Source organism: Cupriavidus sp. CER-90, assembly GCF_057652055.1.
Genome location: NZ_JBYGYM010000001.1, coordinates 919,700 through 937,633, shown reverse-complemented (window position 1 = coordinate 937,633; position 17,934 = coordinate 919,700). Strand labels below are relative to the sequence as shown.

Here is a 17,934-nt window from a genome sequence, read left to right as displayed (position 1 = left end):
GCAAGGCAACTGACGGATCGTGAAACTGCGAAAGTGGAATCCGGCGCGCGGGCGTGCGCCGATGCGTTAATCGATGGTCGCGCCCGATTCGCTGACCACGACGCGCCAGCGAGCAAGATCCTTTTGCAATAGGCCGGCAAACGCCGAGGTACTACCGCCCAGGACCTGTCCGCCTTCCGCCTCGATCTTGGAACGCACGGCCGGAACCTGGAGGACGCGATTCAATTCGGTGTTGAGTTTCGCGACGATGGGTGCCAGGGTGCCGGCGGGTGCAAGCAGGCCGAACCATGTGTCCGCGTCAAATTGCTTCACGCCGGCTTCCGCTACGGTGGGCGTGTTAGGCAGTTGCGGCGATCGCTTCGCGGAGGTCACGGCGATTCCGCGCAACTTGCCCATCTTGATTTGACCCATCACCGTCGGGACGGAGCCAATATAGATTTCCACCTGGCCACTCAGCACGTCGGTGAGCGCCTGCGATGCACCCTTGTATGGAATGTGCTGCATCTTCACACCGGCCTGCTTTTGCAGGAGTTCCATGGCGAGGTGGGCGACCGTACCGTTGCCCGGCGTGCCGAAGGTGACCGTGCCTGGCTTGGCTTTTGCGGCGGCAAGCACGTCGGTCAGATTCTTGTACGGTGAATTGTTGTTGGCAACAATCGCGAGCGGTGCGGAGGCAATCAAGCCGATAGGCGTCAGATCTTTCGTCGGGTCATACGGCAGCTTCTTGTACAGCGACGGGTTGATAGCAAGATTGCTGGTCTGGCCGAATACCAGCGTGTAGCCGTCAGGCGATGCCTTGGCCGCAGCTTCCACGCCGAGGTTGCCGCCAGCGCCTGGCTTGTTGTCGACGATGATGGTCCACTTCAGGTCCCGGCTAAATTGTTGGGCGATTTCGCGCGAGAAGGTATCCGGCGCGCCGCCCGGTGGGAAGGGCACGATGAGGCGAATGGGCTTGGTCGGATAGGAATCTGCGGCGTACGCAGGAAGGCCAGGCACTGCAGCAATGGTGCATGCCGCCAGAACGCGAAGGATGATGTTCAAGGGTGTCTCCAGTCGAACCTTGTATTTGTGCCTCGACTATAGATTTCTGTTCCGTGCTATACAATCGCGTTGTCCATACCGGAACATGTGCCATGAAACGGAATGCTCAGCCTGCGCAGGCCCCCGAGGGTGCCGATAAAGACACAATCATCGCGGTTACGCGCGCCTTGCACATTCTGGAGGCGTTCTCTGCCGATGACGCTTCGTTGACCCTGTCGGAATTGAGCCGACGCGTCGGGATGGGCAAATCGACCGTTCTGCGCACGGCGCGGACGCTTGCGCAAAGCGAGTACCTGGTCCAACGCGAAGATGGTCAATGGCGCCTTGGCGCCGCCGCAGGGTGGCTCGGTGCGCGCTATCAGGCTGCGTTTCGCGTGAATGAAACGGTGGAGCCCGTCCTCAGGCGAGTCAGCTACGAAACACGCGAAAGCGCGGCCTTTTATGTCCGGGAAGGAGACACGCGGGCCTGCCTGGTGCGCGTGGAAGGTCCGGGCGCGGTGCGGCACCACGTGCGCGTCGGGGAACGGCTTCCCCTCACCGGGGCGCCGGGCAGAGTGTTGCGGGCATTCGCAGGCGAAAGCGGCGAGCCATACGAGACCATCCGCAGGGATGGTTATTTCATTTCGATGGGCGAACGAGAGCCTGAAGTTTCCAGCCTGGCTGTCCCGGTGTTCGGCATCCATTGGACGTTGGCCGGGGCGCTTTGCATCTCCGGGCCCATTAGCCGGCTGACGCGCGACAAGCTGGCGGAGTATGTGGATCTGTTGCTGGCAGCGGGAAAGGAAGTGTCCTATGCGATTTCCGGCTCCCGGGACCCGAGCGTTCGCCCGACGACATGGCACCCGTGATCTGGAAAGGGCGATTCCGAGCCAATACGCTGATTACCTGACGACAGCCGAGTGGTCAGTCGCCGGAGGAAGCCGAACTACATTGCATTGGCGGGCAATACCGTCAGGCCGGACGTCCCGCTTGACGTGGTTCGTCGTTCACTTCTGAGAATGCCGTTCTCGTCAAATTCGAGCAAGACGGTTGACGATCGGATTTCGCCTCCGGAAAAGAGCGGGCCAATGAACGGGATAAAACTCTCGGCGTGGGGATGGGATGTGGCGAAGGAATACACCAGGATGGTTGACCCTGTCTTGAGCGTGACCTGGGATGAGGGTGCGCCGAGCTGGGTGGTGACATCGTCGATGGTGGAGAAGCCAAGCAGGAAGTTCGACAACTGCTCCGGCCGTATGTCCACGCCAGTTGAAACACAGCCGGCTAACATGCAGCACACCGCGGTCAGCGCGGTCAGCGCGTAAATGAGCTTCATGATGCCAGCCATCGATGTCGTTGCCTGACCAAGATCCAGCGAGGATGGCGTCATGCCCGCCATCCCCTTTCCCAAGGATAGAACCTTCGCCAGTTTTTTTTGGGGGCCCGGGATCGCCGCTCACAGATGGCGCGTTGGGGCGGGCCCTTTCACAGTCACTGTGATGTCATGGGCGCGACAGACGCACCTTCGATTCCGTGACGGGTGAGGGCGTCCGAGACAAAGCCGGAGGCCTTCATTTCCTCGACGAACCGCCGTAGCAATGCCACCGCTTCAGGGCTTCGGGCCTTGGGAAGGCCCATCGCCTGCTGTATGACCATGAAGCGGCCCGGCAGCAGCCTCAGGCCTGGCGTGCGCGCGGCATCGGCTTCCAATTGCTGTCGAACGCCAGCAGCCACGTCGGCGCCCTGTTCCAGGAATGTTTGCACAACGGACGGAGATGTTGGGGCGCGCACAATGTGTGCATGTCGCAACGTCCGTGTGAGATACAGGTCGTAGGCGCTCCCTTTGCCCACCACGACGCCGCGTCCGGGAAGGTCGACTTCGTCGCCCGTCCTGACCGGGGATCGTTCCTGACCAGGTATGCGCGATTGGCGCCGGCCGCGCAGCTTCTCTTTGACATGCTTGTCGACAGAGGCGTAGCGACATCCCCAGGCGCATGACCTTCCATACCCCGGCCACGCGCTTCCGAGCTGCCCTCGACACTACGCGCGTACGTTCGACGTATCGCCCACGGACGAAATTTCCTCACCCCGCGCGGCGGATCGGTCGGGCTGGGCTCCTTGCATGGCCGCATCCCGGTCCTTTCCCGGCGGTAGGCCGAACATTCGGCGGTACTCACGCGTAAACTGCTGGACGCTTTCATAACCCACGGAAAACGCAGCATCGCTGGCCGAAATGCCTTCGGACGTCATCAGTCGGCGTGCCTCGATGAGGCGCAACTGCTTCTGAAACTGTAGCGGCGACAGCGATGTCGCTGCCCGGAAGTGCTGGTAAAAGGACGACGCGCTCATGCCAGCGGCTGAAGCGAGGCGTTCAATCGGAAGCGGTTGAGCGAACTCGGCGCGCAGCAAAGCCACGGCGCGGGCCAGACGTTGAGCGTGACTCTGCGGACGGCCGATCTGCCGAATCACGGGGCCATGCTTGCCCACCAGCAGCCAGTAGTGGATTTCGCGCACGAGCTGTGTCTGCAGCACTGGTATTGCCGCCGGACGCGCAATCAGTCGCATCAGCCGCAGCGCCGCATCCGCGACGTCGGCGTCCGACGGTTCGACCTGCACAGGCGAATCGGGGGCGACCGGCCCGGGCTTTATCTCGGCCGCCAGTTCCGCGATAGCTGCCACATCGAGATCCAACACGAGGGAATAGTACGGCGCGTCAGTGCTGGCGCGGGTGATCTGGCTGATCGTCGGCACGTCCGACGTAATCAGCAGCGAATCGCCGGCGCTGAAGTCGAACGTCTGCTTGCCCATCGCCACCCGCTTGCTGCCTTGCAGGACAAGGCAGGCGAGCGGTCTGGAGATGGCATAGTCAATGCCGCTCGGGGCCGTCGCCCGGACGGCTGTCAGGCCCGGAATGGGAGTCCGGGCAATGCCGGCGGGACCGGCATGCGCCTCCGCATAGCGGCGCACGGCATCAAGCAACAGGTCACTCATCGTGGGGCAGGGTGGCGATTCATCACCTGCCATCGTAGCGGGTTCCCACGAACTGGGACACCACGTTTGGAGAAAAAGGCAAGGAAGAAAGAGATTCAGGCAAGGGATTCAGGCGTGCCAGACAACAGAATGGACACCGGTTTCCCTCACACGCCAAGGAGTGTACGCATGACCACGATCTCTCTCGTCACCGGCGCCAGCCGCGGCCTCGGTCGCAACACCGCCCTGTCGATCGCCCGCAAGGGCGGCGACGTCATCCTCACCTACCAAAGCCGCGAAGCGGAGGCAAGCGCGGTCGTCACGGAGATCCGGGAGCTGGGCCGCAAGGCGGTGGCGCTGCAACTCGACGCCGGCGAGATCGCCACTTTCCCCGGCTTCGCTGAACGGCTGAGATCCGTGCTGCGTCATACCTGGCAGCGGGACAGCTTCGACCACCTTGTCAACAACGCGGGACATGGCGACGTAGCGCCGATCGCCGAGATGCGCGAGGCCGCGTTCGACATGCTCGTCAATGTGCATTTCAAGGGGGTGTTCTTTCTCACGCAGACGATGCTGCCGCTGCTTGCAGATGGCGGTCGCATTGTCAATCTCTCGACGGGGCTGACGCGTGTATCTGCCGAAGGGTGGTCCGCCTACGCAGCGGTCAAGGGCGCCGTGGAAGTGCTCACCGTCTACATGGCCAAAGAGCTTGGCCCGCGCAGGATCACGGTCAACGCCGTAGCGCCGGGTGCGATTGAAACGGACTTCTTCGGCGGCGCGGTGCGCGACACGCCGGCATTCAACCAGTTCTTCGCCGGGATGACGGCGTTGGGGCGCGTCGGCGTGGCCGAAGACGTGGGTCCGATGATCGCCAGCCTGCTGTCGGAGGACAACTGCTGGGTCAATGCACAGCGGATTGAAGTGTCTGGCGGACAGGGAATCTGAGCGGCGGGCTAGACTTCGGCGTCCAGCAGCCGATTGCTCGCTGCCGGTAAAATTGGCCAAGTGTCTCCGTGAAACTTGCGCGCCACCATGTCATCCGCCCGAACTCCAGCCGCCCGTGCTTGGGCCTACATTGCCGCGAGATCTGCAGGCCAGCCGGTCGATCCGGGCTGGCGCGTAACGCTGAACTTCCACCCGGATCGGATGTTTCGGGGGAGGCCGCTGCTGGCGGTGATGGCCGAAGATGGCGTGTACCGGTCTCAATTCGAAACCGGTACCAGCAATGGCGGGCTGACCGCCTACCCGGGTGGCGATCGGTGGCAATGGGAAAGCCGGATCTTCGGACAGGCCTATGACTCGGCATCACCTTCCGACCGGCCGCGCTATGGCGCGCTGAATCTGGCTCATGCGCCAGCCGGTGCAGCGCCACGCTTCGGCTCGGCGCATCTGCGACTGGCTTCCGGCGTGCTGGCTCGCACGACGTTTTGCCACCCGGACAGTGTCTATGGGCCGAGTCACTTCGGCGTGGTGGACCGCTTCGCCCTTGTAGAACGTCTGGCTGCCGTGGCGGGGCAGGGCGATCCGCTTGACCATTACATCGAGGCGCATGTTCATGGCGGGGTGCACATCGCGAGCGACGTGGACGCCATCGTACTCGACCCATCATTCCGGAATACGGAAGTCGAGGCGCTTGCGCATGCATTGCCCTGTCGTGTCGAATGGCACGCCGGCTTTCGCGCAGAAGCCGATTTGCTGCGCCAACAGCACGAATACCGCGGCCGAGCTGTCGCTGAACTTGCTGCGTGGCTTGCAGGCGATGACGGGCTGACACCGATGCGGATCGGCGAGGCCGCGCGCGTCGGCCAGCACGATTCGCAGATGCTCAAGCAGGTGTGGCATTGCCTGGCCCGTTTCGGGAACTGCAATCACCGGTAAGCCACTGTTCCGCTATCTCACCCGCCGTGCAAACGAAGACCGGCGGCGCATTGTTGCGCGTCCTCCCAGAGGCGTTGCGTGAGAAGTCCCGCGTCCTCCTCGCGCGCCATGGCTGCGGCTTCGCCCGCCCAGAGAATCGAAAAATCGTTGTGTCCGCCTTTTTCGTACGCGAAGCGAAGCGGATCGACCGCACCGGTTGCCAGGGGGAACGTTGGGGCCGCTGCATTCATCGGCCCTTGCTCGCGCATGAAGCGCGTCATCAATCCACGTGCCGGCCGGCCCGTGTAAAGATTGGTCAGGCGCGTCATGTCGTCACGTGCAGTGCGCAAGGCGGCGCGGTGAATGCCGGACCTGCCGGCCTGAGGCGTCATCAAGTAGGCCGTGCCCAATTGCACAGCACTCGCCCCCAGCGCAAAGGCTGCCGCAATACCTCTTCCGTCGGCAATCGCACCCGCTGCAATAACCGGCACGCTTACCGCATCCACGATCTGCGGTAGCAGCGCAAATAGCCCGGGCTGCGCATGGATATCGCTGGTCAGGAACATGCCTCGATGGCCGCCGGCCTCTGCGCCCTGCGCGATGATGGCGTCAACACCGCGACTTTCAAGCCAGCGCGCCTCTTCGACCGTCGTCGCAGATGACAGGATCATCGCACCGGTAGCCCTTGTGCGGGCAAGCATGCGCTCGTCGGGGAGTCCGAAATGGAAGCTGATGACAGGGGGACGGCATTCTTCGATGACCTCGCACATCGACGCATCGAAGGGCGCTCTGCCCGGCCCTCTTTGGGCGGCCGACAGATCGAGACCCACTTCCCTGTAATAGGGCGCGAGCAATTCGAGCCATTTCGCTTCCCGCTCTTCATCCAGGTCCGGCGAAGCGTGGCAGAAGAAATTGACGTTAAACGGCGCCGACGTTTCCGCGCGAATGAGCGCGATCTGCTCGCGTAGTTGCGCAGGATTGAGCGCGGCACAAGCAAGGGAGCCCAAGCCGCCCGCTTCGCTGACCGCAATCGTGAGAGGGCTCAGAGAACCGACCATCGGCGCCTGGATAAGAGGAATGCGGGAAGGGAGCGTCATTGTCTCGTCTGCAACATGGTTTGGATCTTTCCGGGTGGATTTGCCCTCGTGTTCCCAGACGCGGGGCTGCTCATTGTAGTGCGCAAAGGCAATGGACCCGATGGCGATCGGCCGTCTCGGCATCAGGCGAAACCCGCAAGCAAAGAAATACGACAAGTAACTCGAAAAAATTACTAAATTGCATTTTTGCTAATTTGTCAGATCATAGACGGGCCAGTCACCGGCCCAGGGCCGGCGTCGGTCTATGCGGGTATCCGGGTCCGTCAGGGATTCGGGCAGCCACGGCCTGGGCCTGGTGGCGATTCCCCGCATGGCTAGGGATCGGCCCGAAAAGATGACGATATGACGGTGGCGCGAAGCAAGCCCAAGTCCACGTGTGGTCATCCGCGCGCGAGAAGGCATCGTCTGACCTGTTTGGCGCAGGTCGTCATGGGCCTCGTCTATGCCGGCTGTGCCCAGGCGCAGACCTACGTCACCCCGTCCGGCACCTATGGGCCGGGCGACTACAACGTTGCCTTCCAGTTTTTCGGGACCCACGGGATCATCCAGGGCAGCACGAGCATCTATCCGACGGGCACGTATCCATTCGGTGCCGGCGGGGCCGGCGTCTCGGTTGCCGGTGGGGGCTCGGCGACGATCAATCCTGACCTCGGAACCCAGCCGGGGAATGTCATCATCCAGTCGGACTATCGGTCGGGGGCGCCAAACGATGCCTTGTACGTGGCAAATGGCACGCTCACCGTCCTTGGCAGCACCTCTGACCCCTCGCGTCTTACCTATGCGATGGGGCACGGGCAGACCGTGCATGGCATTTACATCCCGGGGGAGACGGGGCCTTCCACATTTGTGGGCGCACGGATGTACATGTCCGCCGATGGGACGGACGCCAATGCGATACGCGGCTATGGCGTGTTTGCCAACGCCACCGTAAGGGATTCGACGCTCGTCGCCACTGGCGCGAACGGCCATGGTATCCGTTTGTGGAATCGGGCGGTCGCCACGCTCATCGACACTAGCGTGACGGCAACCGGGGCTGGCGCGTTCGGCGTCTTCGCCACGGACAATTCGACGATCGACACCACCGGGGGCTCGATCAACACGCAGCTCGACAGCGCGCGCGGCATTTACGTCGATACCTCCGTGGCGACGTTAAATGGCACAAGCGTGAACACAGAGGGCGCCGGCGCGTACGGTATCCAGGCGGGTGCGTCGAATCTTTCCGTCGCCGGCGGCAGGATATCAACGATCGGCGGCACGGCGCACGGCTTGTGGATCTACAACGGTACGACGGCCACGCTGAACAGCGCGACGGTCGGCACAACGGGCGATAACGCGCGCGGCATATACGTCAGCGGGGCTGCCCGGGCCGTGGCCAACCAGAGCGATTTCGGTACCCAGGGCGTCGGTGCGACGGCAGCGTATCTCACCGGCGCGGGCTCGTCCCTGGCGATGACCGGTGGATCGATTGTGACTGCCGGGACAAGCGCCCACGGTGCCTATGTGGCCGCCGGTGCGACGTTCGCGGCCACGGACACGACGATCTCCAGTGCGCTGGGCGTAGGCCTTTGGGCATTGGGAACGTCGGCAAGCCTTACGCGCGGGGCTGTGTCGGGTGGCCTCTATGCGGCCTTTCTCCAGGACGGTGCGACGTTGACCGCCAGCGGCACGACCTTCACTGCCGGCGGTGGCGCGACACGCGGCGTGCAGTCCGCCGGGTCGAACCTCGACCTGACCGATGTCACGGTGAACACGTCGGCCACGAACAACTACGGCGTCTATGCCTACACCGGCGGCACGCTGAAGGCGCGCAACCTGGCGATCAATACGACGGGGCAGGGCGGCTATGGGATTCGCGTGATTGGCGTCCCGTCGGCCGACATCGCGGGCCTGACCGTGCGAACGTCGGGCGCCAATGCGCATGGCGCGGTCTTCGAGGGCGGCACCAACCCGTACACCGGAAGCGACTTCGATATCGCGACCACGGGCGGCGGGATCGGCCTCTATGCCTGGCAGCAGAGCACAGTGAGCCTTGCGGGCGGGCGGATCGATACAGGAACCGCCGCCAGCGCGCATGGGCTCTATATCACCAACGCCGCATTGGACCTGCGTGCGAATGCCCAGGGTACCGGCGTCGTCGTGACGACCGGCGGTGCAGGCGCGAATGCGGCAGTCATCGGCGCCGGCGGCCGCCTCACTGCGACGAACGCCACCCTGCATGCGCAAGGCGCGAATGCCGCAGGGCTTTACATGTTCGGCGTGACGGACGCCGCTGCGGCCAGCGCGGTCGCAAGCGGCACGGTGGGAACGGCGCCCATCGCCCCGGTGAACGACGATGGCACGCCCGGGGTCCTGGCAGTCATGGCGCCGGCTACTCCGCTCACGGAACCATTGGGCGGGACCGAGGCGGTCACGCTCAACAGCAGTTCGGTCTTGTCGGACGCGGGCGCAGCCATTCGGGTGCTGGGCGGGAGAGCGACGATCGCAGCCAACCACTCTGTCATGAGTGGGCCGGTGGCGTTCCAGGTGCAAAGCCTGGCGAACGGTGCTGCGTCCACGCCTGGCATCGCCACCCTCAATGCCAACGCTTCGACGCTGACCGGCTCTGCGCTGACCGAAACCGGCAGCCAGTCCACGCTGAACCTTGCAAACGGCAGCCGGTGGAACGTCACCGGCAATTCCGTGGTCACCGCCCTCGCGAACGACAACAGCCTGATCGATGTGCAGGCGGCAGCCGGCCTGCCCCTTGGCCGCCTGCGCACGCTTGCCGCGAGCCCTATCCCCGGCAGCGCGTACCGCACGGTGTCGGTGACGGGGGACTACGTGGGCAACGATGGCGTTGTTGCCCTCAATACCTTCCTCGATGCCGGCGGCACGCTGTCCCAGCAGTTCACAGACCGGTTGTTGATCGCGGGGAATGCCGGCGGGACCACATCCCTCCATATCAAGCCCGTCGCAACGAGCCCGGGGTCCGTGACTTCGCCCAATGGCATCGTCGATGCGAGAGAGGGGATTTCCGTGGTGCAGGTAGCGGGCACGGCGTCGCCGACCACCTTCTCGCTGCCCGGCGGCTACGTCACCGCCGCGAACTCTCCGGTCGCCTACCGGCTGTTTGCCTACGGGCCCGGCGCGGAAGGCGGCGCGGCGGACCCGGGCGGGGCGCTGGTGGGCAATGCCTCTGGCTACTGGGATTACCGGCTGCAAAGCGCCTACGTCGAGCCCGACGGGCCTGTCACGCCAAGCCCGAACGAAGTGCTGCCCGCCGATGCCCGCCCGGAAGTGGCGCCGCAGGTGGCGTCCTATCTCAGTGCCGCCGCGTCCTTTCTGCATGCCGGCATTGTCGACCTGGACAATCTGCACCGGCGCCTTGGCGAGGTGCGCGACGACCGCGACCTTGCACGCGACAAGGGGCCAGGCGAGATGTTCTTCCGGGCCTACGGCGGGAACTTCAGGTATGCGACGAACGTTCCGTTCCAGCAGTTCGGCTACAACGCCACGGGCGACTATGCGGCCATCCAGCTCGGTGGAAACCTGTTCAAGGAAGAGCGCGACAACGGCATCTGGCGCTTCGGTGTTGCCGGGTCTGTCGGGTGGCTCAAGTTCTCGCCGATCGCCATCGATGGCGCCAGCCGGACGCGGGCCACGATCTACCGCATCAACGGCTATGGCACCTACCAGAGCCACAACGGGTGGTACGTTGACGGCATCGTGTCAGGCGGATGGTTCGATGGCGATGTGAGCACCGACGCGCGAGGCCGGACCAGTTCGATGAACGGTAGCGTGTTTGCGGCCTCTATCGAAGGCGGCTTCCCGTTTGCCATGCCCTACGGCATGAACCTGGAGCCGCAACTGCAGTTGATCGGGCAGCACGTGGGGTTCAGCAACACGATCGACGCCGACAACCTGGAGGTCAATATCGGCTCGCAGAACCAGGTCGTCGGCCGGGCCGGTGTGCGCCTTACCAAACCGATGACGGTCTCTGCCGGTCGCCTGACACCGTACTTTGGCTTCGACCTGCTGCACGCGTTCACCGGCGGCGCCAACGTGCAGGTGAGCGACATGCGGTTCGAATCGGGGAAGCTGGGCGATGCGTATCAACTGTCGCTCGGCGTGAACGGCATGCCTACCGCGAAGATGTCGCTCTACGGTCGCGTGTCGTATCAGCACGCCCTTGGCTCCGCCGGTGTCCAGGGATGGCTCTTCAACGCTGGCCTGCGCTATCTGTTCTAGCGGATGGCGCGGGTCGGGCGACGTTGCCAGGCCCGAAGCGCCTACGCCAGTCGCAGATCGCGCAACAGATCCAGGACATGTTGCGTGGATCGCTCGACGTGCCCGGCACGATGCGCGATGCCGAGCCGCCGCCACAATGCCGGCCGCAGCGGACGCATGACAATGCGTGGGTCGGGCGCCGGCGCTGTCGCCTCATGGGGCAGCAGCGCGGCGCCATAGCCGGCCGCGACCAGACTCTTGATCGCATCGTTGAAGTTAAGCTCGATGCGAGGCGCAGGCTGATGCCCGGACGTCGCGAACCACTCGGCCGTCAGGCGTGAAAGACGCGTGGTCGCGTCATTGAGAATGAGCGGTTGGGCAGCGAGCCATTCTGGCGTGACGTGGACCGGGCACTCCCAGTGCGCCGGCACGAAGGCCATCACGGGATCGCGCCGCCAGGGCTTGATGACGAGCCCGGCCACGGGTGGCTGGGGCAGGGCAACGAGCCCGATGTCCAACGTCCCATCCGCCAGCCGGGACAGCGTTTCATGCGAAGTCAGCACTGCAACCTGAATGTCGATGGCGGGATGCTGCTGGCGCAAGACCTCGAGCGCCTGCGGCAACAGATGCGCGATGGCGCCGGTCGAGGCCCCGATCCGCACGCGCCCTTCAAGGCCCTGCACCTGGCGTTGAATATCGTCCAAGGCCCGCTCCGCATCGGCCAGGAGCCGGCGCGCGCGCTCTATCAGCGCCTCTCCGATCGCCGACGGCCTGACATGTCCGCGCTTGCGGGACAGCAGGGGTGCCCCAATGCGGTTTTCCAGTTCGGCGATATGGAGGCTGACCGTTGGCGGCGCCAGATGCAATGCGCGCGCCGCATCGGCAAACGAGCCGCGGTCGGCAATGGCGACCAGAGTGCGCAGGCGGTCCAGGCTGATCTCTCGCATGTCGGCGTCCAGATTCAGGAAAACTGAATGTTCACGTTATGAAATTCAACTTTTCATATTGTAGCGGTCCGCCGAACATAGGGGCGCTTTCTCTTCGTCCTGCTTCTTCCCCTCCAAAGTTTGCGGAGCATTTCACGTATGAGCTCTCCCGTTGTTTTCATCGATGGCGACCAAGGCACCACCGGACTGCTGATCCACGAACGCCTGCGTCACCGGACCGATATCCGGCTGATGACGCTGGCGGCCGCGGAGCGCAAGGACTTGCGGCGTCGCGCAGAAGCCATCAACGCCTGCGACATCGCCATCCTCTGCTTGCCGGACGCCGCCGCGCGGGAGGCAGTGGCCACCATTGTCAATCCCGCCGTTCGCGTCATCGACGCAAGCTCCGCCCACCGTACGCAGCCGGACTGGACCTACGGATTTCCAGAGATGACACCGGGCCAGGCCGAGCGCATTGCAAAGGCACGCCGGGTCACCAACCCCGGTTGCTACCCGACCGGTGCGATTGGCCTGCTGCATCCATTGGTGCAGGCCGGGCTGATACCGGACGACTACCCCATCAGCATTCATGCGGTATCGGGCTACTCCGGACGCGGACGCACCGGCGTGGAGGAATATGAGGGGCAGGCCGCCGCCAGCGCGCCGGCCTACCAGGTATATGGCCTGGAACTCGCGCACAAGCACACGCCAGAGATCCAGCAACATGCCGGGCTCAGCCAGCCACCCATTTTCATGCCTGCCTATGGCGCGTTCCGGCAGGGCATCGTGCTGACGGTGCCGCTGGCGCTGCGGTGGCTGGCGCCGGGGGTGGATGGTGCGACGTTACAGGACTGCCTCGCGCGCCACTATGCCGGGGCGGAGCATGTCCATGTCTTGCCGCTGCAAGTGTCGAGCGATGTGAAGCATCTGGACCCGCAGGCGCTCAACGGGACGAATGACCTGCGTCTGAGCGTATTTCCCAGCAAGGCGCACGGGCAGGTCCTACTGTCTGCGGTGTTCGACAATCTTGGAAAAGGCGCTTCCGGCGCCGCGATTCAGAACCTCGACCTGATGCTCGCGTAGCCCTGGGTGCCAGGCCGCCGAATGTCCCTTCCCGCCCCGGGAAGGGACATTGGACTCCCCCGGGTTTGTCGCGATTTATCGACCGTGCGGTACAGGACGCGGGGGCGGCGGGTACGGCGTATTGCCGGGTATCTGAATATATGGCGCGACGATATACGGGTACGGGGCGGATCCATTGACCTGCTGGTCGTACGTGGAGGCGTTCGGCTGGGTCGCCATGACGCCGGTCCGCGGGAGCGGTGGTGTATGCAACACCGTCGCATCACGCCGGCCATCGCTGATGCCGCGTTCGGTACTCAGAATCTGGGGCCGACTGCCCATATCCGGCGCGGCATTCGCCGCAGACGAACCCAATGTCGAGAGCAAGATAATCGTCAAAAATCTCAGCATATCGACTCCACATCTTCCTGTTGTCGCACCGCCTGACGCTGGCGCGATCGCGCCGGTCGCCCGGCCGGTAGCCCATTTCCAGGTCGCGACGGGCGCTTCCACGGAGCAATGGTAGTACGGACGCTTACGGCAGGCGGGCCGGAAACTTGAGGTGCCAGCCGATGTTTCGGGCTTGAACCTGTCGATGTCCGGGGGACGGCCCTCCGGCAAATTTCCCCTCCAAATGAGAATGCGTCTCATGTAGAATCATGCCGAAACCGGGCCATGACAACAGGTCCGGAGGAAAGCAGGGTCGACGGGCGGGTGAACTTGGGCAAGGGGGAGGACTGTCATGCGTGTTCTGATCGTGGAGGACGATCCGCGGGTGAGGCATTGGCTCGGCACCAGGCTGCAACAGCAGGGGCATGCCTGCCGCCTGACAGACACCGGGGAACACGCGCTCGAACTGATCCGGGACGAAGCCTTCGACGCCGTCCTGCTGGACCGGATGCTGCCCGGCATCGATGGCATCGGCGTACTGCGTGCGTTGGCCGATCATCCGCAACCCCCCGTCATGGTGCTGTCCGCCGTGGACCAGCCCAGCGACCGCGTGGAAGGCCTGCGTGCCGGCGCCGGCGATTACCTCGGCAAGCCCTTCGACTTCACTGAACTGTTGCTGCGGCTGGAAGGGCTGGCCAAGTGGCGTGCGCTGCCGAACGGCGCAGACTGGATCACGCGCCTTGAAGACCTCTGCATCGACTGGCGCGAGCGCCGCGTGTCGCGGGGCGGCCAGCCGATTGATCTCACCGAGAAGGAGTTCGCACTGCTCCAGGTGCTGGCCACCCACGTCGGCCGCACGGTCACGCGTGCGATGCTGCTGGAAAAGGTCTGGGGTTACCAGTTCGATCCACAGACAAACCTGATCGACGTTCACGTTTCGAAGCTGCGCAGCAAGATCGACCGCAATTTCCCGCGATCGCTGCTGCGTACGGTGCGCGCGGTCGGCTATGTCCTGGGCTGAGCGCGTTGCCCATCTGCTGGAGACCAGGACCTTCCGCCATGCCTCGCTGGTGGCGTTCCTCTTCCTGCTGGTCGCCATCGGATCGGTGCTGCTGAGCGCGCATCAGATCGACGTGCTGCTGCACAGCCACGTGCGCGACATGGTGCTGGCCGATGTGCGTGCCCAGGAACACAGGCATCACTTTGCCGACGCCAGCCAGCTGGCCGTGGCGCTGAACCAGGAAGACAGCCGCGAACGCGAAGGCAGCAAGTCGCTGGTCCTGGCGCCATCGGGCAGGTTGCTGTTCGGCGATGCCAAGGTCAGGGCGGCGCTGCAATGCGAGCCACCTTGCGACTTGCAGTGGCGCAATATCACGGTGGGCGATACCAGTGCGCAACTTGCCCAGCTGTTCGGCGTGCAGGTGCCGCTGGCCGACGGCGGCGTGTTCTTCAGCGGCTACGACATCCTGCCAATGCGTGAACGGCTGCGCGTGATTCCGCTGGTAGCCGGCGCGGGGCTCTTCGCGGTGCTGCTGTCGAGCCTGGCCATCGGGCTCTATTCCAGCGTGCAAAGCATGCGCCGGGTGGATCGTATCCGCAGCGCATTGCGCCGCTACGTGACCGGCGAACGCGACGCGACGGTGCCCTGCCGGCGCGATGGCGATGAATTCGACCTGCTGGGCCAGGACATCAACCATGTGCTCGATCGCGTGAACCGTCTTATGGAAGAGGTCAAGAGCGTGAGCAGCCATCTGGCCCATGAACTGCGCACGCCGCTGACGCGCATGCACAACCGGCTGGCCAACCTGGCGGAGAAAGTCGATGACCCCATGCGCAACGACGTGCTGGGCGCGCTGGAAGAAGGCGAGCGCATCCAGCGCATGGTCCGCGCGGTGCTTCGTATCGGCGAAGTGGAAGCCGGACGTTGCGAGCACGCGTTCGAATGGTTCGAGGTGCGCGGGCTGCTGGACGATCTGGCCGAATACTATGCGCCGCTGGTGTCGATGTCCGGCATGGCGCTGCGCATCGAAGCCGAGCCGGGACGCGAGCTGTACGGCGACCGCGCGCTGCTGTTCCAGGCGTTGTCGAACCTGATCGAAAACGCCATCAAGTATGCGCCGGAGGGCAAGACGCTGGTGCTGCTGGCGCGCCGCCGTGGCGACGGCATGGCGCTGGGCGTGGCCGACCACGGCCCCGGCATTCCGGCAGACCTGCGCGGCCAGGCGGTGGAGCGGTTCCGGCGCCTGGCCGCAACCTCAGGCCGGACATCGGGCGGCGCCGCGCCATCGGGCAGCGGGCTCGGCCTGGCCCTGGTCAATGCCATCGCCAGGCTGCATGGCGCCCGCCTTTCGCTCGAAGAGAACCTTCCCGAGGGGCTTCTGGCCGTGTTGCTGCTGGACCGCCGCCAGTGGAGCGACAGGACGGGGCTCAAGGGCGCGCTGCGCTGCCGATGACGCGTCAATCCTGCTTCATGTGGCTGGCCTGCGCGGGCAGGCTGTCGAGCCACTGCTGGTACTGGTAGCGGAACGCGGTCCCTCCCGTGCCCAGCAGGCGCGGCAGCGGGGTAATGAAGTCCTTGCGGATTTCGACGGTGACGCGCCACGCCGGCACGGTACGGCTGGTGGTGCGCCCGGCGCTGGCGGCGCTACCCGCGCCCATCGCATCGAGCGAGGTAAACCGTTCGACGGCCACCGTGGCGATATGGCTGTCGTCGAGGAAGCGATGCGACGCCGCAGCCATGCCAAGACGCACGCGCTGCGCCATGCTCGCAGGGTCGGGTGCGTCCACCGCCTCGGCATGCATCCGCCGGATCGCATGGTCCAGCGCCGTGTTGCCCAGGGCGATGGTCAGCCCGATGTTGCCCAGCTCCATGAACATCATCGTGCCGGCAATGATGACGGGCAGCGCGAACGCGGCTTCGATGGCAAGCGCCCCGCGCGCGGCCAGGGGCGAGGGCGGGCGGGTCCGGTGCATGACGTCAGTGCCTGAGCAATACGAACGCCGCGCCGGCGGCCATCGCGCATCCATATGGAATGCCGGGCGACGAATGGCCTTGCAGCGCCATCGGCGTCGGTAGCGCCCGGGGCAGGCACGCGCCAAGGTGCGCGACGCACCGTGCGGCCAGCAGTTCCAGCCGGTGCAGGATCGGCATGAACAGCGCCAGCAGGCCGCCCGCCAGCGAGGTGACCAGCAGGAACATGGCGACTTCACGGCCCAGCCAAAGGCACAGTACCGCCATCAGCTTCACGTCGCCCGCACCCGCCCATCGCATGGAAAACAGGCCGTAGCCCACCACCAGCACGACCGCTGCCGCCGCGCCGCCGCGGGCGATCTCCGGCCAGGCGGGCGACTGCCCCCCGGGCAAGCCCATCCACGCAAGGTGAACCAGCCACACGGCCAGCAGCGCCAGCACCAGCGCGTTCGCAATACGGCGGTACAGCAGGTCGGACACGGCAATCCAGAGCAGCACGGGCGGAAGTACCAGCGCCGCGAACGTCAGCGGGCCCGGCGTGTGCGCCAGCGCGCCTTGCAGAATCTGCTGCAGGCAGTGGGTCATACGCAGGCACGCGGGCGCGAAGTCGGCATGGGGAATGACGCACCCGGTGCGTTTTGGGACCCCGTCATCCGAAGACAACGCATGGCACGCCCGCGTGCACCGGCGACGGCATCACCCTGGCGGGGATGCCATAGACGCGCGCCAGATTGGTTTCCGTCAGCACTTCGGCGGGATCGCCGCAGGCGACGGTCCGGCCATCGGCCAGCAGCAGCAAGCGGTCGCACCAGCGAGCCGCGAGGTTGACGTCGTGCAATACCACGAGCACGGCCAGGCCATCGGTGCGGCTCAGTGTTCTGACGCTGTCGAGCAGCAGTAGCTGGTGGCGCGGGTCCAGGCTCGAAATCGGCTCGTCGAGCAGCAGGGCCCGATAGCTGTCGGCTGCCCGGCAGGCCAGCGTCTGCACCAGGGTACGGGCAAACTGCACGCGCTGTTGTTCGCCGCCAGACAGGCGCTGGTAATCGCGGCCGGCCAGGTGTGCCACATCGGCCAGCCCGAGCGCGCGGCGTATCAGTGCGTCCAGCGCCCGCCGGTCCAACTCGGGGAACGGATAGCCGCCCATGGCGACCACTTCGGTCACGTCCAGATCGAAGTTCAGCCCCGGCGACTGCGGCAGTACCGCGCGCATGCGCGCCAGGGCGTGCGCAGGCCAGTGCGCCATGTCACGCCCGTTGAGCGCGACAGCCGACGCCGGGACGGCGATCTCGCCGGCAAGCGCACCCAGCAGCGTGCTTTTGCCCGCGCCGTTTGCGCCGAGAATGCCGAGCACTTCGCCAGGGCGCAGACTCAGATCGATACCGGAGAGCACCTGTCGGCGCCCGCGGTTGCACTGCAGATTCCGGGCGACCAGCAT

15 protein-coding genes and 1 pseudogene are annotated in these 17,934 nt (G+C 64.9%); 7 read left to right on the top strand and 9 right to left on the bottom strand.

Annotation, left to right across the window (positions count from 1 at the left end; translation table 11 throughout):
* Nucleotides 1-66: 66 nt before the first annotated feature.
* The gene (locus AC24R4_RS04180; RefSeq protein ID WP_487522979.1) at nt 67-1,032 is read right to left on the bottom strand and encodes a Bug family tripartite tricarboxylate transporter substrate binding protein; all 966 of its coding nucleotides are present in this window, start codon (nt 1,030-1,032) and stop codon (nt 67-69) included.
* Nucleotides 1,033-1,133: 101 nt separating this feature from the next.
* On the opposite strand from AC24R4_RS04180, the gene AC24R4_RS04175 reads away from it, so the two are divergent.
* On the top strand, nt 1,134-1,889 hold the full coding sequence (locus AC24R4_RS04175; RefSeq protein ID WP_487522315.1) for an IclR family transcriptional regulator: 756 nt from the start codon (nt 1,134-1,136) through the stop codon (nt 1,887-1,889).
* A 77-nt stretch (nt 1,890-1,966) separates the two neighbouring features.
* Here the strand turns inward: AC24R4_RS04175 and AC24R4_RS04170 are convergent, their stop codons facing one another.
* From AC24R4_RS04170 to AC24R4_RS04160, 3 genes and pseudogenes are all read right to left on the bottom strand, one after another.
* A complete protein-coding gene (locus AC24R4_RS04170; RefSeq protein WP_487522978.1) occupies nt 1,967-2,356 on the bottom strand; it encodes a hypothetical protein in 390 nt (129 codons plus the stop codon).
* A gap of 155 nt (nt 2,357-2,511) precedes the next feature.
* Nucleotides 2,512-2,931, bottom strand: a pseudogene (locus AC24R4_RS04165) (type 2 periplasmic-binding domain-containing protein); the annotation flags it as partial.
* Nucleotides 2,932-3,060: 129 nt separating this feature from the next.
* Nucleotides 3,061-4,011 carry an AraC family transcriptional regulator gene (locus tag AC24R4_RS04160; protein WP_487522314.1) on the bottom strand — a complete coding sequence of 317 codons (951 nt, stop codon included), beginning with the start codon at nt 4,009-4,011 and terminating at the stop codon, nt 3,061-3,063.
* 168 nt (nt 4,012-4,179) lie between these two features.
* On the opposite strand from AC24R4_RS04160, the gene AC24R4_RS04155 reads away from it, so the two are divergent.
* Entirely contained in the window at nt 4,180-4,935 is a 756-nt protein-coding gene (locus AC24R4_RS04155; protein WP_487522313.1) for an SDR family NAD(P)-dependent oxidoreductase, read from the top strand.
* Between the two features lie 87 nt (nt 4,936-5,022).
* The gene (locus AC24R4_RS04150; RefSeq protein ID WP_487522312.1) at nt 5,023-5,868 is read left to right on the top strand and encodes a DUF3626 domain-containing protein; all 846 of its coding nucleotides are present in this window, start codon (nt 5,023-5,025) and stop codon (nt 5,866-5,868) included.
* A gap of 17 nt (nt 5,869-5,885) precedes the next feature.
* Here AC24R4_RS04150 and AC24R4_RS04145 read toward each other — a convergent pair whose 3' ends face one another.
* Nucleotides 5,886-6,944, bottom strand: coding sequence for an NAD(P)H-dependent flavin oxidoreductase (locus AC24R4_RS04145; RefSeq protein ID WP_487522311.1), 1,059 nt, complete (start codon nt 6,942-6,944; stop codon nt 5,886-5,888).
* Between the two features lie 429 nt (nt 6,945-7,373).
* Between AC24R4_RS04145 and AC24R4_RS04140 the strand changes: the two genes are divergently transcribed.
* Entirely contained in the window at nt 7,374-11,171 is a 3,798-nt protein-coding gene (locus tag AC24R4_RS04140) for an autotransporter outer membrane beta-barrel domain-containing protein (protein ID WP_487522310.1), read from the top strand.
* A 41-nt stretch (nt 11,172-11,212) separates the two neighbouring features.
* Here the strand turns inward: AC24R4_RS04140 and AC24R4_RS04135 are convergent, their stop codons facing one another.
* A complete protein-coding gene (locus tag AC24R4_RS04135) occupies nt 11,213-12,097 on the bottom strand; it encodes a LysR family transcriptional regulator (RefSeq protein WP_487522309.1) in 885 nt (294 codons plus the stop codon).
* Between the two features lie 138 nt (nt 12,098-12,235).
* Between AC24R4_RS04135 and argC the strand changes: the two genes are divergently transcribed.
* The 3 genes from argC to AC24R4_RS04120 all read left to right on the top strand — a co-directional run bounded on the left by argC (nt 12,236) and on the right by AC24R4_RS04120 (nt 15,981).
* The gene (argC, locus tag AC24R4_RS04130; protein ID WP_487522308.1) at nt 12,236-13,159 is read left to right on the top strand and encodes an N-acetyl-gamma-glutamyl-phosphate reductase; all 924 of its coding nucleotides are present in this window, start codon (nt 12,236-12,238) and stop codon (nt 13,157-13,159) included.
* A gap of 721 nt (nt 13,160-13,880) precedes the next feature.
* Nucleotides 13,881-14,549: a response regulator transcription factor gene (locus AC24R4_RS04125; RefSeq protein ID WP_487522307.1), complete on the top strand. Its 669-nt coding sequence runs from the start codon at nt 13,881-13,883 to the stop codon at nt 14,547-14,549.
* Nucleotides 14,536-15,981 carry a sensor histidine kinase gene (locus AC24R4_RS04120; protein WP_487522306.1) on the top strand — a complete coding sequence of 482 codons (1,446 nt, stop codon included), beginning with the start codon at nt 14,536-14,538 and terminating at the stop codon, nt 15,979-15,981. The genes AC24R4_RS04125 and AC24R4_RS04120 overlap by 14 nt, the downstream gene beginning before the upstream one ends.
* A gap of 4 nt (nt 15,982-15,985) precedes the next feature.
* Here the strand turns inward: AC24R4_RS04120 and AC24R4_RS04115 are convergent, their stop codons facing one another.
* The 3 genes from AC24R4_RS04115 to AC24R4_RS04105 form a co-directional block, all read right to left on the bottom strand.
* Complete coding sequence (locus AC24R4_RS04115) at nt 15,986-16,501, bottom strand: hypothetical protein (RefSeq protein WP_487522305.1); 516 nt, start codon at nt 16,499-16,501, stop codon at nt 15,986-15,988.
* A 4-nt stretch (nt 16,502-16,505) separates the two neighbouring features.
* Nucleotides 16,506-17,084 (bottom strand): A24 family peptidase, encoded by a 579-nt coding sequence (locus AC24R4_RS04110; protein WP_487522304.1) that lies wholly within the window; start codon nt 17,082-17,084, stop codon nt 16,506-16,508.
* A gap of 64 nt (nt 17,085-17,148) precedes the next feature.
* Entirely contained in the window at nt 17,149-17,934 is a 786-nt protein-coding gene (locus AC24R4_RS04105) for a heme ABC transporter ATP-binding protein (RefSeq protein ID WP_487522303.1), read from the bottom strand.

Excerpts from the sequence above, each read along its gene's own strand:
- AC24R4_RS04105 (WP_487522303.1), bottom strand. The coding sequence starts at position 17,934 with ATGCTGGTCGCCCGGAATCTGCAGTGCAACCGCGGGCGCCGACAGGTG.
- AC24R4_RS04115 (WP_487522305.1), bottom strand. The coding sequence starts at position 16,501 with ATGCACCGGACCCGCCCGCCCTCGCCCCTGGCCGCGCGCGGGGCGCTT.
- AC24R4_RS04125 (WP_487522307.1), top strand. The coding sequence starts at position 13,881 with ATGCGTGTTCTGATCGTGGAGGACGATCCGCGGGTGAGGCATTGGCTC.
- argC (WP_487522308.1), top strand. The coding sequence starts at position 12,236 with ATGAGCTCTCCCGTTGTTTTCATCGATGGCGACCAAGGCACCACCGGA.
- AC24R4_RS04140 (WP_487522310.1), top strand. The coding sequence starts at position 7,374 with ATGGGCCTCGTCTATGCCGGCTGTGCCCAGGCGCAGACCTACGTCACC.
- AC24R4_RS04120 (WP_487522306.1), top strand. The coding sequence starts at position 14,536 with ATGTCCTGGGCTGAGCGCGTTGCCCATCTGCTGGAGACCAGGACCTTC.
- AC24R4_RS04135 (WP_487522309.1), bottom strand. The coding sequence starts at position 12,097 with ATGCGAGAGATCAGCCTGGACCGCCTGCGCACTCTGGTCGCCATTGCC.
- AC24R4_RS04160 (WP_487522314.1), bottom strand. The coding sequence starts at position 4,011 with ATGAGTGACCTGTTGCTTGATGCCGTGCGCCGCTATGCGGAGGCGCAT.
- AC24R4_RS04110 (WP_487522304.1), bottom strand. The coding sequence starts at position 17,084 with ATGACCCACTGCCTGCAGCAGATTCTGCAAGGCGCGCTGGCGCACACG.
- AC24R4_RS04155 (WP_487522313.1), top strand. The coding sequence starts at position 4,180 with ATGACCACGATCTCTCTCGTCACCGGCGCCAGCCGCGGCCTCGGTCGC.
- AC24R4_RS04175 (WP_487522315.1), top strand. The coding sequence starts at position 1,134 with ATGAAACGGAATGCTCAGCCTGCGCAGGCCCCCGAGGGTGCCGATAAA.
- AC24R4_RS04170 (WP_487522978.1), bottom strand. The coding sequence starts at position 2,356 with ATGAAGCTCATTTACGCGCTGACCGCGCTGACCGCGGTGTGCTGCATG.
- AC24R4_RS04150 (WP_487522312.1), top strand. The coding sequence starts at position 5,023 with ATGTCATCCGCCCGAACTCCAGCCGCCCGTGCTTGGGCCTACATTGCC.
- AC24R4_RS04145 (WP_487522311.1), bottom strand. The coding sequence starts at position 6,944 with ATGACGCTCCCTTCCCGCATTCCTCTTATCCAGGCGCCGATGGTCGGT.